This is a genomic window from Paeniglutamicibacter kerguelensis (assembly GCF_017876535.1).
Taxonomy (GTDB): Bacteria; Actinomycetota; Actinomycetes; order Actinomycetales; family Micrococcaceae; genus Paeniglutamicibacter; species Paeniglutamicibacter kerguelensis.
Map to the genome: position 1 here is coordinate 3261065 of NZ_JAGIOF010000001.1, position 17931 is coordinate 3278995.

General features: G+C 64.7%; 19 protein-coding genes. 8 read left to right on the forward strand and 11 right to left on the reverse strand.

Going from position 1 to position 17931, the window contains the following annotated elements:
- Positions 1-11: 11 nt before the first annotated feature.
- From JOF47_RS14875 to JOF47_RS14885, 3 genes are read left to right on the forward strand one after another with little or no spacing between them, the layout of a single operon-like run.
- Positions 12-938 (forward strand): amino acid ABC transporter permease, encoded by a 927-nt coding sequence (locus JOF47_RS14875; protein ID WP_245356382.1) that lies wholly within the window; start codon positions 12-14, stop codon positions 936-938.
- Positions 935-1699, forward strand: coding sequence for an amino acid ABC transporter ATP-binding protein (locus JOF47_RS14880; RefSeq protein ID WP_281070246.1), 765 nt, complete (start codon positions 935-937; stop codon positions 1697-1699). The genes JOF47_RS14875 and JOF47_RS14880 overlap by 4 nt, the downstream gene beginning before the upstream one ends.
- 44 nt (positions 1700-1743) lie before the next feature.
- The gene (locus JOF47_RS14885) at positions 1744-2160 is read left to right on the forward strand and encodes a Rid family hydrolase (protein ID WP_209999806.1); all 417 of its coding nucleotides are present in this window, start codon (positions 1744-1746) and stop codon (positions 2158-2160) included.
- A 97-nt stretch (positions 2161-2257) separates the two neighbouring features.
- Here JOF47_RS14885 and JOF47_RS14890 read toward each other — a convergent pair whose 3' ends face one another.
- From JOF47_RS14890 to JOF47_RS14925, 8 genes are all read right to left on the reverse strand, one after another.
- On the reverse strand, positions 2258-3394 hold the full coding sequence (locus tag JOF47_RS14890; protein WP_209999808.1) for an acyl-CoA dehydrogenase family protein: 1137 nt from the start codon (positions 3392-3394) through the stop codon (positions 2258-2260).
- Positions 3395-3445: 51 nt separating this feature from the next.
- Entirely contained in the window at positions 3446-4375 is a 930-nt protein-coding gene (locus JOF47_RS14895; RefSeq protein ID WP_245356875.1) for a cytochrome b/b6 domain-containing protein, read from the reverse strand.
- A gap of 39 nt (positions 4376-4414) precedes the next feature.
- Positions 4415-5383, reverse strand: coding sequence for an electron transfer flavoprotein subunit alpha/FixB family protein (locus JOF47_RS14900; protein WP_209999814.1), 969 nt, complete (start codon positions 5381-5383; stop codon positions 4415-4417).
- A gap of 13 nt (positions 5384-5396) precedes the next feature.
- Positions 5397-6161 (reverse strand): electron transfer flavoprotein subunit beta/FixA family protein, encoded by a 765-nt coding sequence (locus JOF47_RS14905; protein WP_209999815.1) that lies wholly within the window; start codon positions 6159-6161, stop codon positions 5397-5399.
- Between the two features lie 128 nt (positions 6162-6289).
- Positions 6290-6814 carry an isopentenyl-diphosphate Delta-isomerase gene (gene idi / locus JOF47_RS14910; RefSeq protein WP_209999817.1) on the reverse strand — a complete coding sequence of 175 codons (525 nt, stop codon included), beginning with the start codon at positions 6812-6814 and terminating at the stop codon, positions 6290-6292.
- Positions 6815-7040: 226 nt separating this feature from the next.
- A complete protein-coding gene (locus JOF47_RS14915; protein WP_377737452.1) occupies positions 7041-8570 on the reverse strand; it encodes an APC family permease in 1530 nt (509 codons plus the stop codon).
- Between the two features lie 87 nt (positions 8571-8657).
- Positions 8658-9536, reverse strand: coding sequence for a universal stress protein (locus tag JOF47_RS14920; protein ID WP_209999820.1), 879 nt, complete (start codon positions 9534-9536; stop codon positions 8658-8660).
- Positions 9537-9540: 4 nt separating this feature from the next.
- Positions 9541-10965 (reverse strand): flavin monoamine oxidase family protein, encoded by a 1425-nt coding sequence (locus tag JOF47_RS14925; protein WP_209999821.1) that lies wholly within the window; start codon positions 10963-10965, stop codon positions 9541-9543.
- Positions 10966-11074: 109 nt separating this feature from the next.
- On the opposite strand from JOF47_RS14925, the gene JOF47_RS14930 reads away from it, so the two are divergent.
- Positions 11075-11740, forward strand: coding sequence for a TetR/AcrR family transcriptional regulator (locus JOF47_RS14930; protein ID WP_209999822.1), 666 nt, complete (start codon positions 11075-11077; stop codon positions 11738-11740).
- Between the two features lie 79 nt (positions 11741-11819).
- On the forward strand, positions 11820-12059 hold the full coding sequence (locus JOF47_RS14935; protein ID WP_209999823.1) for a LapA family protein: 240 nt from the start codon (positions 11820-11822) through the stop codon (positions 12057-12059).
- 75 nt (positions 12060-12134) lie between these two features.
- Here JOF47_RS14935 and JOF47_RS14940 read toward each other — a convergent pair whose 3' ends face one another.
- Entirely contained in the window at positions 12135-12497 is a 363-nt protein-coding gene (locus JOF47_RS14940; RefSeq protein WP_209999824.1) for a hypothetical protein, read from the reverse strand.
- Between the two features lie 205 nt (positions 12498-12702).
- On the reverse strand, positions 12703-13203 hold the full coding sequence (locus JOF47_RS14945; RefSeq protein ID WP_209999825.1) for a DUF456 domain-containing protein: 501 nt from the start codon (positions 13201-13203) through the stop codon (positions 12703-12705).
- 611 nt (positions 13204-13814) lie between these two features.
- On the opposite strand from JOF47_RS14945, the gene JOF47_RS14950 reads away from it, so the two are divergent.
- On the forward strand, positions 13815-14936 hold the full coding sequence (locus tag JOF47_RS14950; RefSeq protein ID WP_209999826.1) for a M15 family metallopeptidase: 1122 nt from the start codon (positions 13815-13817) through the stop codon (positions 14934-14936).
- Between the two features lie 203 nt (positions 14937-15139).
- On the opposite strand, the gene JOF47_RS14955 is transcribed toward JOF47_RS14950, so the two are convergent.
- A complete protein-coding gene (locus JOF47_RS14955) occupies positions 15140-15328 on the reverse strand; it encodes a hypothetical protein (protein ID WP_209999827.1) in 189 nt (62 codons plus the stop codon).
- Positions 15329-15530: 202 nt separating this feature from the next.
- Between JOF47_RS14955 and JOF47_RS14960 the strand changes: the two genes are divergently transcribed.
- Together JOF47_RS14960 and JOF47_RS14965 are read left to right on the forward strand one after the other, a co-directional pair.
- Positions 15531-16289, forward strand: coding sequence for a LamB/YcsF family protein (locus tag JOF47_RS14960; RefSeq protein ID WP_209999830.1), 759 nt, complete (start codon positions 15531-15533; stop codon positions 16287-16289).
- Complete coding sequence (locus JOF47_RS14965; protein WP_209999832.1) at positions 16286-17926, forward strand: 5-oxoprolinase subunit B/C family protein; 1641 nt, start codon at positions 16286-16288, stop codon at positions 17924-17926. Before JOF47_RS14960 ends, JOF47_RS14965 begins: the two co-directional genes overlap by 4 nt.
- The last annotated feature ends 5 nt before the right edge of the window (positions 17927-17931 follow it).

A 17931-nucleotide genomic window follows, 5' to 3' on the forward strand; every position in this document is an offset into this window, starting at 1 on the left:
AAGTGAAAACCATGCAACCCCAGAACGCCCTGTCCCCTGCCCAGCAGGCCACGGCAGCGACTGCCGGGGAATCGGCCCCGGTCATTCCACTGAAACACCCGGTACGAAACACCATCGCCGTCTTCTTGGTCATCGTCGCGGCACTCGCCGCGATGGACGTGGCCCTGAACGAGCGCTATCACTGGGACGTCGTCGCCGACTACCTCTTCGCACCGCGCATCCTCACCGGCGCGCTGCTGACCCTGGTGCTCACCGTCGTCTCGATGAGCATCGGCATTTCCCTCGGCGCAGCGCTTGCCATCATGCGACTGTCGGATAACCCGATCCTGAGCCTGATCGCCCGCGGTTACATTTGGTTCTTCCGCGGCACCCCGCTGCTGGTGCAGCTGATCTTCTGGTACAACATTGCCGCCCTCTATCCGGTGATCGCCCTGGGCCTTCCATTCGGCGGCCCGTCGATCGTGCTGGGCTCGGCCAACGTGCTGATCACCCCGCTGGGCGCGGCCCTACTGGGCCTGTCCCTAAACGAGGCAGCCTACATGGCCGAGATCATCCGCGGCGGCATCGGCTCGGTGGACAGGGGCCAGTACGACGCGTCGAAGGCGCTGGGCATGAGCGGTTCCAAGCTGATGCGCCGCATCATCCTGCCCCAGGCCATGCGCGTGGTCCTGCCGCCGACCGGCAACCAGGTCATCTCGATGCTCAAGGGCACCTCGCTGGTGTCCGTGCTGGCGATCTCCGACCTGCTGTACTCCGCACAGATCATCTACTCGGAGAACTACCAGACGATCCCGCTGCTGATCGTCGCCAGCCTCTGGTACCTGCTCATGACCACCATCCTGAGCTTCTTCCAGGAAAAACTCGAACGTCACTACGGACGCGGCTTTGACTCTGTCATCAAGCGCAAGCGTTCACGCAAAGCCAGGAGAGCAAAATGAGCAACGTCATGGTTGAGGCCCAGGGAGTCCGCAAAAGCTACGGGCACCTCGAAATCCTCAAGGGCATCGACCTGCAGGTCCAACGCGGTTCTGTCACCTGCCTGATCGGCCCCTCGGGCTCGGGCAAGACGACCTTCCTGCGCTGCATCAACCACCTGGAGAAGATCAACGCGGGCCGCATCTACGTCGATGATTCCCTCGTCGGCTACACCGAACGCAACGGCCGCCTGCATGAAATGAAGGACAAGCAGACGGCGATCTCGCGCCGCGCCTCCGGCATGGTGTTCCAGCGCTTCAACTTGTTCCCGCACATGACCATCATGGAGAACATCATCGAGGCACCCATCCAGGTGCAGGGCCGGAACCGCAGGGAGATCACCGCCGAGGCCCAGGTCCTGCTGGACCGGGTGGGGCTGGGCGACCGCGGACGTTCCTACCCGCAGGAACTCTCCGGCGGCCAGCAGCAGCGCGTGGCAATCGCCCGCGCGCTGGCAATGAAACCCAAACTGATGCTCTTTGACGAGCCGACCTCGGCCCTTGACCCGGAGCTCGTCGGCGAGGTCCTGGACGTCATGAAGGACCTGGCCGAGGAGGGCATGACCATGGTCGTTGTCACCCACGAACTCGGGTTCGCCCGCCAAGTCGCCGACCACGTGGTCTTCATGGACGGCGGCGTGGTGGTTGAATCCGGGCCACCGTCCGAGGTCCTGGACAATCCACAGAACGAACGCACCCAGGCGTTCCTCTCCAAGGTCCTCTGACCCTTTCCCCTCCACTGACCGCCCCGACGCCAGGAAGAAATCCAATGCCAGAAACCACCAACACGCTCCGCCTGCAGGTCTCCACCGCGGACGCACCGCCACCCTCGTGGGCCTACTCGCAGGGCATCGTCGCCAACGGCTTCCTCTTCACCGCCGGGCAAACGCCGCACGACCCGGTCACCGATGAAACCGTCGGCATCTCGATCGAGGAACAAACCACCCGGACCATGCAAAACCTTGCAGCGGTGCTGGCCGCCCACGGCCTGGACTTCTCCCACGTGGTGAAGGCTAGCGTGCACCTGCACCACCCGGGCCGCGACGCCGCCGGGTTCAATGCGATCTACGAACAGTTCATGGTCAAGCCCTACCCGGCTCGCACCACCGTGGGTTCGTTCCTCGGGGACTTCCTCGTGGAGATCGATGTCGTGGCCGTCGTCCCGCCGGTCGAGCCCGCCAGCTAGCCGACGCCACACCACGCACCAAGGGTGCGTATCAAGGGCCACGCGGCCCTCGATACGCATCCTCATGCATTTGCGGCCCCCGGCGGCCGTGTTGCTGCTAGCGCTCCACCGCCAGGCGCCCGATGATCAGGCGCATGATCTCGTTGCTGCCTTCCAGGATCTGGTGCACGCGCAAATCCCGCACGATCTTTTCGATCCCGTAGTCGGCAAGGTAGCCGTAGCCGCCGTGAAGCTGCAGCGCCGTGTTTGCCGCGTTGAACCCCGCGTCGGTGGCCACGAGCTTGGCCATGGCACACAGCCGCACGGTGTCCTTGGTGCCGCGCTCGAGCGCGTCCGCGGCGCGCCACACCATGGTGCGGGCGCTCTCCAGCTCGGTCTGCATGTCCGCGATCTGGAAGAGCAGCGCCTGCTGACCGATCAGCGGGGCGCCGAAGGCCGAGCGTTCCTTCAGGTAGGCCATCGACTTGTCCAGGGCCGCCTGCCCGCCGCCCAGCGAGCAGGCGCCGATGTTGACCCGGCCCCCGTTCAGCCCCTTCATGGCAATGCCGAATCCGCCACCCTCGGCCCCCAGCCGGTTGCTCGCGGGGATCCGCATGTTCTCGAACACCACTTGGCGCGTGGGTTGGGCGTTCCAGCCCATTTTCTTTTCCAGCGGGCCGAACGAGAGGCCCTCGACGCCGTCCTGGACGATGAAGGCGGTGATCCCGGCGCTGCCGGTGTCGGCGGTGCGTGCCATGACCACGTAGACCCCCGAGCTTCCCGCCCCGGAGATGAATTGCTTGGTCCCGTTGAGCACGTAGTCGTCCCCGTCGCGGACCGCCCGGGTGCTCAGTGCCCCGGCGTCGGAGCCGACGCCGGGCTCGGTCAGGGCATAGCTGGACAGTGTTTCCATGCTGCACAACCCCGGCAGCCAGGCCGCCCGTTGCTCGTCGTTGCCAAATTCGTCGATCATCCAGGCGACCATGTTGTGGATGGAAATATAGGCGGCGATCGTCGGGTCGGCCTTGGCCAGTTCCTCGAAGATGAGTGCAGCGTCCAGCCGGCTCATCCCGGAACCACCGAAGTCCTCGCGCACGTAGATGCCGCCCATGCCCAGCTCGCCGGCCTGGGCCAGCACATCGACCGGGAAATGCTTGGCCTGGTCCCATTCGACGGCGTGCGGGGCGATGTTTTCGGTGGCGAAGTCGCCCACCATTGCGACAATGGCTTGCTGGTCTTCGGTCAGGTCAAACATCTCGGCTCCTGTCTTCGGGGGATTTTCGGATGGCGTTGGACGATTGGTGCTCTACTTGCCGACCTTTCCGGTCAGCGCGGCAACGGGCCGCAGGAAAACCGGTTGGGCCAGGAACCAGAACCCGACAACCACGACGATCGAGACGGCGAAAATGATGAGCCCGGTCCAGTTCTCCGAGTCGTTGGCCGCGTACATGTGGTTGAGGTTGCGCAGTGCGCCGGTGGCAAACACCAGGGCCACGTGGACGATCGTGAAGGCGACGAAGTAGAGCATCACCGGGAAGTGCAGTGCCCGGGCCAGCTCCATGGGGTAAACCTTGTTGAGCTTCGTGGCCTTCTTGGGCCAGGCCCCCGACGTGCGCAGGCCGGTGACGATGGCCAGCGGTGCGGCAATGAAAACGGTGGTGAAATAGGCCAGCAGCTGCAGGGCGTTGTAGTTCACCCACCCGTCTTCGGTGGGCCAGTCCAGCGAGAGGTACTGCAGCGCCGCGGAGGCCGCATTGGGGAACACGTCCCAGCTTGTCGGCACGATGCGCATCCATTGCCCGGTGGCAAAAAGCACGATGACAAAGATGATGCCGTTGAGCACCCACAGTGCGTCGAGGGTCAGGTGGAACCAGAGGTCCAGGCTGATGCGGGTTGGGGCGCCCTTGGTCCGGATCAGCCCCTTGTTGTTGCGGACCCAGTGCGCCGCGGGCCGGGTCACGGTCCTGACCTGCCAGCCGGTGCGCACGATCAGCACCAGGAAGAACATGTTCAGGAAGTGCTGCCAGCCCAGCCAGGCCGGAAGCCCGACCGGCGCGCCCTCGGGCAGCGGCGAATGCCCGGGGTACATGGCCATCCAGGCCTTGACCTCTTCCACCCCCACCAGCCACATGGCAAACACCACTGCCACAATGAGCAGGACAACCGACGACACGGCAACGACTCCGGCGCGCACCCACCTGTTGCCGGCCTGCTTCTTCCCGGTGGACCGAGCCATCATTACCAACACCTCGCAGACATGTTCTTGTTTCCCCGGTCAGGAACGGTTCTTGAGCAGCTCGATGACCTGGGGAACCACCGTAAAGACGTCCCCCACGATGCCCAGGTCCGCGATCTCGAAGATCGGGGCGTCCTCATCCTGGTTGATGGCCACGATGGTCTTTGCCGTCTGCATGCCCGCGCGGTGCTGGATGGCGCCGGAGATTCCCAGCGCCACGTAAAGCTGCGGCGAAACGCTGACTCCCGTCTGGCCGACCTGCGCCGTTTGGGAAATGAATCCGGCGTCCACGGCCGCCCGCGAGGCGCCGACCGCCGCACCCAGAGCGTCCGCGAGTTGTTCGACAAGCACGAAGTTTTCCTCGGAGCCCAGGCCGCGTCCGCCTGAGACCACGGTGGCCGCCCCGCGCAGTTCCGGGCGCGAAAGGTTTTCGGGGGCATCGGCATAGGAATCGATGGTTGTCTGGCTGCCCGTGGCCGGGGCCAACTGCACGGTTGTCACCTCCGGGGTCGCCGCCGGGGCCTGGTCGTCGACGGCCCCGGAGCGAACGGTGATGATCGGCAGGACGTCCGGCACCGTGGCGTGGACCGTGTAGCTGCCGCCGAAGACGGAATGTTCGGTCACGATCCGTCCGTCCGCCAGCGATGCGTCCACGACGTCGGCAAGCACTCCCCCGCCGGTGCGGACGGCCAGCCGTCCGGCGGCCTCTCGCCCGTCCACAGAGGCGGCGGCGAGCACGGCGGACGGGGCGTGGGCGGCGACCGCATCGGCCAGGGCATCGACCATGGGGGTGCCCAGCACGGTGTGTGCCGCTTCCGTTTGGGCGGCATGGATCCGTGCGGCACCCAGCCCGCCGAGCACGGCAATGGTTACGGGGTCCAGCGCTCCGGCGGAGACGGTGACCGCGACCGGCGTTCCCAGCCTGGCCGCGACGGCCAGCAGGCCCCGGGCCGACGCGGGGACGTGCCCGGTGTGGGTGAGTTCGATGAGAACCACGATGTTTGGCATGCTCGGTCCTTTGCTAGATCAGCCGTTGGGCGGTCAGGAAATCGACGAGCTCGGCGGCGGCGGCTCCCCCGTCAACGATCTTGCGTCCCGCTGCCCGCGCGGGGCGTTCGGCCAGATCCAGCACGCTGCTGCGGGGAGTCGACCCCACGCCGAGTTCGGATGCGGAAAGGGTTGCAACCGGCTTGCGCTTGGCACCCATGATGCCCTTGAAATTCGGGAACCTGGCTTCGTCGAAGCCTTCGGTGACCGTCAGCACGGCGGGGAAAGGTGCCCGGACGTTTTGGGTTCCGGCCTCGGTCTGGCGTTCACCGGTCACCATTCCGTGGGTGATGTCGGCGGACAGCAGCGATCCGAGCAACGGATATCCCAGGTGTTCGGCGATCATGGCAGGGACGATTCCCGCGCGGCCGTCGGTGGATTCGTTGCCGGCGATGACCAGGTCCGCGTCCGTGTTGCGCAGCGCGGCGGCCAGGGCCGCGGACGTGATCGTGAGGTCGGCCCCGGACAGGGCATCGTCGAGCACGTGGATCCCCGAGTCGGCACCCATGGACAGCGCCTTGCGTATGGCCTTGGAGGCTTCGGAGGGGCCCATGGTCAGCACGACGACCTCGGTCGATTTGTCCTTGTCCTTCACCGTGAGCGCCAGTTCCAGGGCGCGTTCGGTGATTTCGTCAATGACGGGTTCGTTGGCGTCGCGGTCCAGTCTGCCGGTGTCCGGCTCCAGCCTGCGTTCCTCCGCCGTGTCCGGAACCTGCTTGATCAAGACCACGATTTTCATCCAAGTGCTCCCTCGATGCTGGGCTTTTCGCTCAATCGTGAGACTACTTGCAAGGTTTCGAATTTACTAGGGCTTCCTAGCAAAAAATGGCGCTTGGGCCATGCCGTGCGCGGGGTGTTGGCCGCTGCCTACCCGGCGTCTAGCGAGCCCTGGGCGATCTGCTCCAGCAACCAGGGTGAGAACGCGAAGGGGGTGGCCTCCGCGGCCAACCGCAGTGCCGCCGGGTCCACCCAGGCGTACTCCGAGACCTCGTCCGGGTTGGGGTCCAGCCTGGTGCCGATGACGGCGGCGAAGACTGGGCAGATCTCGTTCTCGACGATGCCCGAGGCATCGACCGCGCGGTAGCGGAAGTCGGGAAGCAGGTTGCGGATGGAGGTGATGCCGGCACCAAGTTCCTGCTCCGCCCGGCGTACGATGGCTTCCTCGAACGATTCCTCCGGTCCGGGGTGCCCGCAGAATGAGTTGGTCCAGACCCCCGGCCAGGTCTTCTTGGACAGGGCCCGGCGGGTCATCAGGATTTGGCCGGCCTCGTTGAACAGGTAGCAGGAGAAGGCCAGGTGCAGCGGGGTCTCTGCGGTGTGCACGCGGGCCTTGGATTCGGTTCCGATGCGGGTGCCTGCCTGATCCAGCAGCACCACCAATTCCTCGCTCATGGCACTCTTCCATCAAGGGGTTTTGCAGGGGGCATGCACCGCTGTCGCACTCTGGTTGCTGCTGCGGCGCCTGCTTCGATCATCCCATGTCCGGGAACGGGCGGCCATTCGGCCGGCACAACCCCACGAAGGGCCACCATCCGGACATAAAGCTACCCCGCACCGTCGAAGAGGCGTCAAAGACGATGCGGGGTAGCCGGCTTGTGCGTGCCGTTGCGGCACGGAACTACTTCAGGCGCTTGAGGGTTTCGCCCTTGAAGAAGCCTGGCTGTCGCACGCGCATCACGACCATGATGACGACTCCCAGCATCAGCACGCCCATGCCCAGGATGAACACCATGCCCAGGCCGCCGACGTTGGATCCCGATCCGTAGTCCGGGCTCATCGAGTCCCTGGCGGTGCTGAAGAACATCACCAAGAGAACCACGCCGCCGACGAGCGGGGCGAGGAACTTGAAGACGATGTTGCGTGCCGAGGCGAACAGCTCGCGGCGGAAGTACCAGACGCAGGCCAAGGCGGTGACTCCGTAGTAGAAGCAGATCATCATGCCGAGGGCGGTGATGGTGTCCCACAGGGCATTTTCGCTAAGCAGGCGGGTGAGCACGTAGAACGCAGCTGCTGCGACACCGGCGGTGATGGTTGCCACCGACGGGGACATGAAGCGCGGGGAGACGTTTCCGAAGCGCTCGGGCAGCGCCTTGTAGTAGCCCATGGCCAGGATGGTGCGGGCCGGTGAAACCATTGTCGACTGCAGTGAGGCGGCCGAGGAGGAAAGGATCGCCAGGGACATGAGGATCGCGAACGGTCCCATGATCGGCCCGGAGAGGACCGCGAAGATCGACTCCTGGTTCTCCGGGTTTCCGGCACCCAGACCGGTGTCGCCGACGCCCGCGTAGGAGATCACGGCGAGGGCAACGACCATGTAGATGGCCATGATGATCAGCACGGTGAGTGTCGCGGCGCGGCCCGGGACCTTGTCCGGGTCCTTGGTTTCCTCGTTCATGGTCAGGGTGACATCCCAGCCCCAGAAGATGAAGATCGACAGCGAGACGCCGGCCGCGAAGGCGGAGAACGATTCCACGGCCATCGGGTTGAACCATTCAAGGCTGATCGGGGTGGCGTCGAAGGCCGTGCCGTTGTTCACGTGGACGAACGCTGCAATGGCAAACCAGCCCAGGACGATCAGCTGGAAAGCCACCAGGACGTACTGGAAGATCTTGGTGGTTTGCATGCCGCGGTAGGAGATCCAGCAGGCAATCGCAATGAACACCAGGGTGGTGGGGATGTTGATCCACAGGTTCTTGGTCAGCTCGCCGATGGCTTCGTTGCCGGTGAGCTGGGCCAGGAGGATGTAGAAGAAGTCAACGGCGACCGCGGCAAGGTTGGAGAGCACGATGATGGTTGCGGCAATCAAGCCCCAACCGCCCATCCAGCCGATCCAGGGTCCGAAGGCACGGGTGGCCCAGGTGAACGAGGTGCCGGAGTCGGGCATCGCGCTGTTGAGTTCGCGGTAGCCAAGGGCCACCAAAAGCATGGGCAGGAAGCCCGCGAGGAAGATGGCCGGGAGTTGGGTGCCAACTTCGGCGACGGTCGGGCCGAGTGCCGCCGTCAGGGTGTAGGCGGGGGCGATACAGGAAATCCCGATGACGACCGCGCCAAGGACGCCAACGACGCCCTTGTTCAGTCCCTTTTCGCCGAGGCCCGATTCGGTCTCTAGCATCGGCGTTTTCGCGCCGGTCGCTTCTGGACGACTCATGATGTAATTCTTTCATCCGGATGCCGCTTCGTCCCCCTTCCCGGCAGACGGGATTGGGGATGAAGCGGCATCAAGTGGTGAGTAACGCTAGGACTGCGCCGACCCGGGTTTGTAGTTCTTGGGAACCACAACCAGCGGAACCGGCAGGGTCCGCAGCATGCGCTGGGCCGTGGGGCCCATGAAGAGTCGCCGTTTGCGAGCCAGACGGCTCGAACCGACGACCGCGATTTCGCCGTCTTCCCAACTCAATTCCGCGATTGCGTCATCGATGTTGAGCCCGGAGGCAACCAGTACCTCGGCGTCCAGCTCCAGCGAGCTAACAATCTCGCCGACCTTGGCGCGCGTGGAGGCAATCGCCTCCTCGAGCGATGCGGCGTCCGCATCCATCTGGTCCTGTGCCACCAGTGACACCACGCGAAGCGGCAATCCCTGGGCGGCGGAGGCAGCGGCCGCTGCCTGCACAACACCCTTCAAACCCGGCTTGGTCCCCACGAATGCGGTGACGCGGCTGAGCTTTCCGTTGGCCTTTTCCAGCGAGGCGACGGCCTCGGGGGAACCCATGGCCACGGGGACCGGTGAGGCGTGCAGCAGCGCGCTGGCCACCGACCCAGGGGCGAAGAACCCGGCCATGTGGCGCCGCCGTCCACCGAGCACGATGACCTGTGCGCCGGTTTCCTTGGCAACCAAGATCAAGCCCTCGGCCGGGGACGGAACCGAGCGGGCGATCACCCTTGCGCTGATGCCCTGGGGCACCAGCGCAAGGGCCTGCTTCGCCCAGTCGTCGACCTTGTCGGCAAGGATGGAGGAGTACCCGTGGTCGCTGCCCGGGTACACCGCGGAGAACGGGGTGCTTTCGGGCAGGACGATGGCGATGTCCAGGTGTGCCTTGGCTCCGCCCATGGCCGATGCCAGGGCGATGGCTTCGGCGCCGCGGGCATCGGCCGTGTATCCGACTAGGTAGCGCATGGAATTAAGCGTTCTGTTCCTGCGCGGCGGCGAACTTGGAGACGACGCCGTCGTAGTTCACGTCGTAGTCGGTGCCGTCCACTGCCGCGACGATGCGCGCGGCGGTGCGCCGGCCCATGCGGACCGCGCCGTCGACGTGCTGGTAGCCCTCGCCGGCCAGGTCCGAAGAGGAGAAGTAGATCGGGCCGACGTTCTTGTTCTGGTCCGGTCCGAAGCGGAACAGTCCGCCCAGGTCGTAGCTGGTGGCGTAGGCGCCGCGGGTCCATTCCTCGGAACCGAAGTCGGAAAGGTAGAACACCTCGGGGGTCAGTGCCTTGTCGCCCAGGAACTCGGCGATGCCCTTGAGGATGGTTTCCTTGCGCTCGGCCTCGGAAAGCTCGAACATGGCATCGGCGTTGACGTCGGAGATGAAGCCGACCAAGGTGCCTGTGGACTCGCCGTGGTAGGTGTTGTCGTACACCTCCTGGACGATGCTGTTCGGGCCGAAGCAGGTGCCCGAGAGGCCCTCTTCGCGCCAGAACGGGGTGGAATAGACGGCGTGCACCTTGATGACCAGGCCCATGGACTGGTGCTGGTGGGTCACGTGCTGGCGACGCGGCAGCGGCGGGTTGTAGGAGATGCGCGAGTACAGGTTCGGCGGAACCGCGATGACAACCTTCTTGGCGTTGACGGTGACGCCCGCGCCGTAGGCGGTGACGCCCTCTTCGGACCAATCCAGCTTCAGCACCGGGTTGTTCAGGTAGACGTCCTCGCCCAGGCGCTTGGCCACGGCGATGGAGACGCCCTGCATGGTGCCGACCATGCGGCGGTCGAGGATGAAGTCTTCGTCGACCAGGTTGGAGAAGGATCCTGCGGAGGAGGACATCAGCAATGCCTGCAGCGCGGAGAAGGTGTGGGCGGGCTTGGTGAGCATGCCGCCGGCGATGAACAGGCCGATGTTGTTGCAGGCGGCCTCATCGTTGGAGATGGTGCGCAGCCAGTGGTGGAAGGAGACCATGTCCAGCTCCGCGGCCTGCGGGTGCTCCCACGGGGCGTCCGGGTTGACCTCTGCGGTCAGGCGGTCCATTTCGGCAATGAGCTTGTTCATTTCGGCAATGGTGGCTTCGCCGACCGGGAAGTCTTCGCCTTCATACACGGTGCGGGTGCCGTCTTCCGCGATGTAGACGGACTTGCCTTCCTTGTAGCGCTCGAAGGTTTCGATGCCCAGTTCCTCGATCAGCGAGTACAGGCCGGTCTGGTCCGGGGAGATCCACTGGCCACCGATTTCAATGGTGGCTCCGTCCATGTTCTGGCTCCAGGTGCGGCCGCCCACGCGGTCGCGCGCTTCGAGTACTGCGACGGTCTTGCCGGCCTTGCGCAGCTCGTATGCTGCGGTCAGGCCCGAGGGGCCAGCTCCGATGATGACGACGTCACGATCCAGAGTTGTCATGATTTCCACTTCTTTCGTTGCGCTAAATGAATGGCGTTCATTTACTAGACTGGTTTAATAGTAGGACAGAAGAGAAGTATTGTGAAGTGAGCCACGTGAGGAGCCACCTGTGCCCGAAGAAGCAGCGCAATCCCCGCGCCGCCGAGCCGGCCGTCCGCGTTCGGTGGTGCTGGACCGAGAGCTCATTGCGAGGGCGGCACTGAAGTTGGTCTCGACGCATGGGTATTCGACGCTGACCATGTCCGCCGTGGCCAAGTCGCTTGGCGTCTCGCCCTCGGCGCTGTACAACCATGTTGACTCCAAGCAGGAACTCATGCAATGGATCCAGGAAATCGTCATGGACGGTGTCGATTCCTCGGTGTTCGCCACGCACGCCCTGGATGAGGCGCTCTTCCGCTGGGCACAGTCGTACAGGGACGTCTTTGCGGAGCATTCCCCGCTGATCCCCATGATCGCCGTGCTTCCGGTTTCAGGCTCCCCCCGGACCCTGGAAATGTATGAAGCCGTGGCAGGGGGTTTCGTGCGTGCCGGATGGAAGCCGGAATCGATCGTCCCGGCCATCGTCGCCCTGGAGTCGTTCATCTTCGGCTCGGCGCTGGACGCCACCGCCCCGCTGGATATCTTCAACCCCGGCCAGTATGCGGGAAAACTGCCGCAATTCGAGGGCGCCCTCGATGCCCAGCGCGCCACCGGCAAAAACAACTCCGAAACCGCGTTCCTCACGGGGCTGGCGGCAATCATTGGCGGCCTGCTTGTAGCGGGCACCAACAACTAGAAAAGTCCGTTGCCACAAGGGCCGGGGCAATGCGCGGCAGTCTTGTGCCGGTGCGCCGTGCAGAACATAGAGTGGTGCCATGAGCCATACACGCAGCAGCAGCAAGAATCCGGTCACCGGTTTCCTGTCCAAACTTACGGCCAAGAACTGGATCGCGATTGTCGGCGCAATCCTTGCCGTGGTCTTCATTGTGCAAAACCGCCAGCGCGTTCGCGTTGAGCTGTTTTTCCTGAATCTCAATGCGCCGTTGTGGATAGCCCTTGGCGTTGTCCTGCTGATTGGCTGGGCCGTCGGACGCTATTCATTCCGAAAACGCTAGGCCACACAACCAAAAAATCGCCTCGAGTCACGGCCAACCGGCGTTGGCGGCGCATCGAGGCGATCGATTTCCGGATCAGAAGCTGGAGCCCATGATCTGGGTCAGCGTCGCCGGGTCACCGTAGGAGTAGATGGCCCAGGTCAGGCCGCCGACGATGGCGGTGCTCACTACAGCCCAGGCCACCGAAAGGCGCACCATCAGGCGGATCTCCTGACGGCTGACCGGCAACCGGTCCGCGGAGTAGTCGCCGGCCACCTTGCCGAAACGCTCGGCGGGGGTGACCGCCGCGAGGGCGTTGAGGCTCACCAAGAAGTTTGAAGCCGTGTCGCTGGTGCCATCGGACAAGAGCGCCCGGGTCGTGTTGTTCTTGCGGTCCTGGGTCATTTCCAGGATGCGATCCCCGTGGCGGGCCAGCAAGATGTCTTCACCAAGTGGCATCGTTCGATGTGCCAGCCGCATTGCATTCCCCTTCAAGGTCACCCGGCCGCGGGGAATGAACACCCGCGGACGTCTCAGTCGCTTCTTTTTCGAGACTACTGGCCCACGGCGTGGCAGCGTCCGAATACGGGGCTAACGGTTGGCAAACTCACAGGGGGGTGTGGCGTAGGCCGCGGGCGTTCTGTGCCCGGGCGCACAATCCGCGTCAGCGCGTGCTGAAGTGCACGATGACGCCGATCATCCACACCGAAGAGGCCAGGGCCGCGCACCCGAATTCCACCAGCATTCCCAGACCCATCGCCTTCAGCGCGGATCCCGAGGCATGCAGCGCCTCGGTCAGATTCTTGCGGCGCGAGTATTCGCCCACGAGCAGCCCGACGCCGAAGCCGAGGAAAAGCCCGACCACCGGGATGAGGAACATTCCAACGATCGCCAAAACGATCGCCAGGAAAATGGATCCACGCGGAATGAGTTGTTGCTTGAGGTTCCGCCCGGTGAGGACAGTGGAGGCACTCCAGCCGGCGAGCGCAATTACCATGCCGATTCCCGCCGCCCACCACGTTGCCGGGCTGCCAATGATCCATCCCCAGGCCAGAAGCGTGCCGATGGTGAGAAGGCTTCCGGGCAGCACCGGGATGATGGTTCCCAGCGCCGCTACGGCCAACAGGATTCCGGCAATGACGGTTGTGATGATTTGGATGTCCACGCACCAAGTCTGTCAGGAAGCCCCACGGGACTTTTACCGGCGAGCAAATCGCCCGCGATTCGGGATCACCGGCGGCGGCCTCGATGCCCCCGTTGCGTCACCGGATGATCGTTTGCCCCGCTCCCCGGCGGGATCTGGAGCAACGGCAATTCGCGGCCACCCGAGCCGAAAGCAAGCTCCCCCGGCCATTGGAATCCCGACAGGCCGGGGGACCCCTGCGATTTCCTGCGCAAGCGACAGATTTTATTTCATGCCGAAACGCGGGAACATACAGAATTTTCACCCAATTTGTACGGGTTAACGTGCAACGGCTTCCACCATTTCGCAAAACTATTCAATTCCCGCGGAACCAGTGGAATATGGGCCGTTGAGGAACATGATTCAATATAAGGCATTTCCCGCAACCTGCACGCTCGCACGGCGCGTTTTTGCCGCTTGATAAGAACTTTTCAAGAAATTTATGAATTGAAAATTGCTAAGATTGACTCTTCGTCTCACGCAGCTCGATGACGCGAAGAGGCATGATTCATGCCCTATTCGTAGCTGCACACAGCCATAGACAGGGGGCCCATTTCGTTATGACCAAAATATCGACCGTATCCGCTTCACCCATGAGCCCAGTGAGCCACCGCTTCTGGAAACAGGGATTGCTGTTGGGCCTTGGCGCAAGCCTTGCCTTCAGCTCCCTGGCCGCAGTTCCGGCAAGCGCCGCACCAAAAGCGGCCCACACCGCCATGCCAATGGCACAAGGCGCGACGACGCCACAAACACGGCAGGCGCTGAAACCCGGCACCAAGCGCATCAACATCTCGGTCAAGACCACCGCGAATGTCAATCTCCGCCGGGGCACATCAGCCAAAAAGAAGTCCCTGAAGCTCATCCCGAAGGGCACCACCTTGCGGGCCACCGCGCAGGCCGCGAACGGCTGGTACAAGGTGAGCTACAAGGGCATTGCCGGGCATGTTTCGAATGCCCATGCGAAAAAGGTCACCGCAGGGAAGCCCGCGGCAACGAACGTGTTCGGCGGAAGGGCCGTCAACACCGGCAAGTACAGCACCAACCGTGCCGGACTGACCGACAGGTATTGGACAAAGAACAAGACCACGAGCCTATACCGCAGCGTTGGCGGATCCGTCCGGATCAAGGACATCCCCCGCAATTCGGTGGCCTACCGCGACCTGAAGCTGGAGAAGCGGGGCGGGCAACGAGCCGGCTGGTACTTCGTCAGGACCCAGGGCACCTCGGGTTGGGTCAAGTCTTCGGCATTGAAGCGCAGCTCCGGCGCACCGACAGGCAACACCAAGAAGTACAGCTACCAGTCGATCAAACGCATGACCAACGGCAAGATCGACCAGGGGGCAATGTCCACGGTTCCATGGGACAAGGAAAAGACCCTGATTGCGGCGCCTGCTGTTGCGTCCCTGACCAAGTTGAACACCGCGTTCAAGAAGAAGTTCGGCAAGAACCTCTCCATTGACCTGTCCTACCGCACCCGGGCCACCCAGGACTACTACTGGAAGGAACTCGGCCCCTACATTGCCGCGCGTCCGGGAACCTCGAACCACGGCTGGGGTACTGCCATCGACTTCCCCGAAACGTACGACTACTCGTTCCGCGGCAAGTACTACAAGTGGCTGAAGCAGAACTCGAGCAAGTACGGCTGGATCCACCGCAAGATCCTCGAAGAAGGCAGCCCGTACGCCGAGGCCTGGCACTTCGAGTACTACGGCTAGGCACCGCTTCCCGCAAGCCGAATCCGTATCGCCCGAACGAACGCGTCGGCCGGGAAATCCTCGACGACCGCCGACGTCGATGCCAGGGCAGTCCGCTGGATCCTACGGGAGGCCGGCGGGCTGCCCGGTCCCCTTGCAACGGGCCCGTCGCAGGAGCGTTGCCCGCGCCGCGGTGAGGATCGCGGCACAAGCCAACCGACGTTTCAGTCGTCGATGATGCACCAGCTGCCGACCCGCTCGTAGGCGCTGTCGTAGACGTCTTCCTCGGCTCCCTGCTCCATCGGGTAGTTCTTGAGGTTCCCCGCCCAATACCGAAGGGCCCTGGTGATCTCGGCCTCGGGGTCCAGCTTGACCGCATCGGTGTTCATGTCGATCTCGAAAACAAATTTCATGTTCTCCCCACCCCTCGGTTCGGTGACGCCCCGCGGCATCACGCCCTGTTCCCTTATCCTAGGCACCGGCAACCCGCTATGCCATGATTCTGCTACATGGGTCCTCGACAAACCGACGGCACACAACCCCCGAAGGATTGTTGAACAATCCGTGAAATTAGTGCATCCTTAAAGGAACCACACCACGAGACGGGGGTCACAAATGCCATACATCGACCTGAATTCCGACGTCGGAGAATCCTTCGGCAACTGGACCATGGGCGACGACGCCGCAATTTTCACCTCCGTATCCTCGGCAAATGTTGCCTGCGGATTCCACGCGGGTGACCCCAGCGTCATTGCCCAGACCTGCCGCGACGCAGTCGCCGCATCGGTGACCATCGGCGCGCACGTCGGATACCGGGACCTTGCCGGCTTCGGCCGACGCTTCCTGGACTGCTCCCCCACCGAGCTGGCCGACGACGTGCTCTACCAGCTGGGTGCGCTCGAGGCGCTGACCCGCGCAGCCGGCTCCACCATCAAGTACGTCAAGCCGCACGGCGCCCTGTACAACACCATCGTGCACCACGAGGCCCACGCCCAGGCCGTCATCGACGCCATCCGCGCCTTCGGTTCCGACCTCCCGGTGCTCCTGCTCCCGGGTTCCGTGGCCCTGGCCAAGGCCGAGGCAGCGGGCCTGCGCCCGGTGGCTGAGGCCTTCGCCGACCGCAACTACAACCCGGACGGCACGCTGGTCTCCCGCCGCGAGGCCAATGCGGTGCTGCATGACCCGGCCCAGGTCACGGCCAACATGGTTCGCCTGGCCACCGAGGGCACCATCGTTGCCGTTGACGGATCGGTCATCAAGACGAACGCCGAAAGCATCTGCGTCCACGGGGACACCGCCGGGGCAGTGGCCATGGCCGCCGCCGTGCGCAGCGGCCTTGAAAACGCCGGCGTCGGCATCAAGAGCTTCGCATGAGCATCATTTCCACCCGTTTTGCCGGCACCCGTTCGGTGCTCGTCGAGCTCTCCGACCTGGACTCGGTCCTGGCTCTCGGCGCCCTGCTCGAGGCAAGCCCGTTGCCCGGCCAGGTCGACGTGCTGGCCGCGGCCAGCACGCTGTTCATCAAGACCGACGGCTGGGCCAGCGCCCAGAAGATCGCCGCCGCCGTCCTCGCCCTGGAACTGGGCTCGGCCCCGGCCGATGCCGGTTCCCTGGTGGAGGTCCCGGTGCACTACGACGGCGAAGACCTCGCCGAGGTTGCCCGGCTGACCGGACTGAGCGTCGAGGGCGTCGTCAACGCGCACTCGCAGCAGACCTGGCGCGCGGCCTTCGGCGGCTTCGCCCCGGGCTTCGCCTACCTGCTGGGCGAGAACCAAATCCTGAACGTCCCGCGCCGCGACACCCCGCGCAAGGTGGTCCCCTCCGGCGCAGTGGCGCTTGCCGGCGACTACTCGGCCGTCTACCCGCGCCAATCCCCCGGCGGCTGGCAGCTCATCGGCCACACCGACGCGTTGCTCTGGGACCTGGAGCGGAAAAACCCCGCCTTGATCCGCCCGCAGGACCGCGTGCGTTTCATCCCCTCGCGCACCTCCCTGCAGGTTGCCCCGGCCCAGTCGGCCGTCCCGGCTTCGACGGCACCGGCCGCCGCCCACGGCACGCTGTTGGTCGTGGACCCGGGCCTGCAGTCCCTCATCCAGGACCTTGGCCGCCCCGGCTACGGCAACCTGGGCGTCTCCGCGGCCGGCTCCGCGGACATCGGCGCGGCCAGCCAGGCCAACCGCTTGGTCGGCAACAAGAGCACCTCGGCGCTCATCGAGAACCTCATGGGTTCGATCACGCTGCAGGCAACGGGCGACCAGGTGCTGGCCGTGGCCGGCGCCGAGGCGGAGATCCTCATTGTGCCGGTCGAGGACGATGAGTTCCACGAGGAACGTCTGCTCCCCATGAACACCCCCTTCGCCCTGCTCGACGGCGAAACGCTCACCCTCACCCCGCTCGGAGAGGGCCTGCGCAGCTACATCGCGGTGCGCGGCGGCATCGACGTGGCCCCGGTGCTGGGCTCGCGTTCCACCGACTCCATGTCCGGCATCGGCCCGGCCCCGCTCACCCGCGGTTCGCTGCTCCCCGTCGGTGCCGTCCACGGCGCGCACGTGGTCGGCAACCCGGAGCCCTCCACGCTTCCGGTCCCCGACGAAGACGGCGTGTACACGCTGCGCATCAGCGCCGGACCGCGCGACGACTGGTTCGGCGACGCCGGACTGGCGCAGCTCACCGGCCAGGTCTGGAAGGTCTCGGCCGAATCGAACCGCGTCGGTGTCCGCCTGGCCCTGGGCGAGGGCGCCACCCCGCTAGCCCGGATCCGTTCCGGCGAGCTCGCCAGCGAGGGCGTCGCCATGGGCGCGCTGCAGGTCCCCCCGTCGGGCCTTCCCGTGCTCTTCCTGGCCGACCACCCCGTCACCGGCGGCTACCCGGTCATCGCCGGGGTCATCGCCGAGGACCTCGGCGCCGCCGCCCAGCTCCCGCCCGGGGCTGGCATCCGCTTTGAGCTCATCGACCCGCACGCCCACCACGTCTCCCACGCAGCCCGGGCCACCGGCTCCCGCACCCTCTAAGGAAT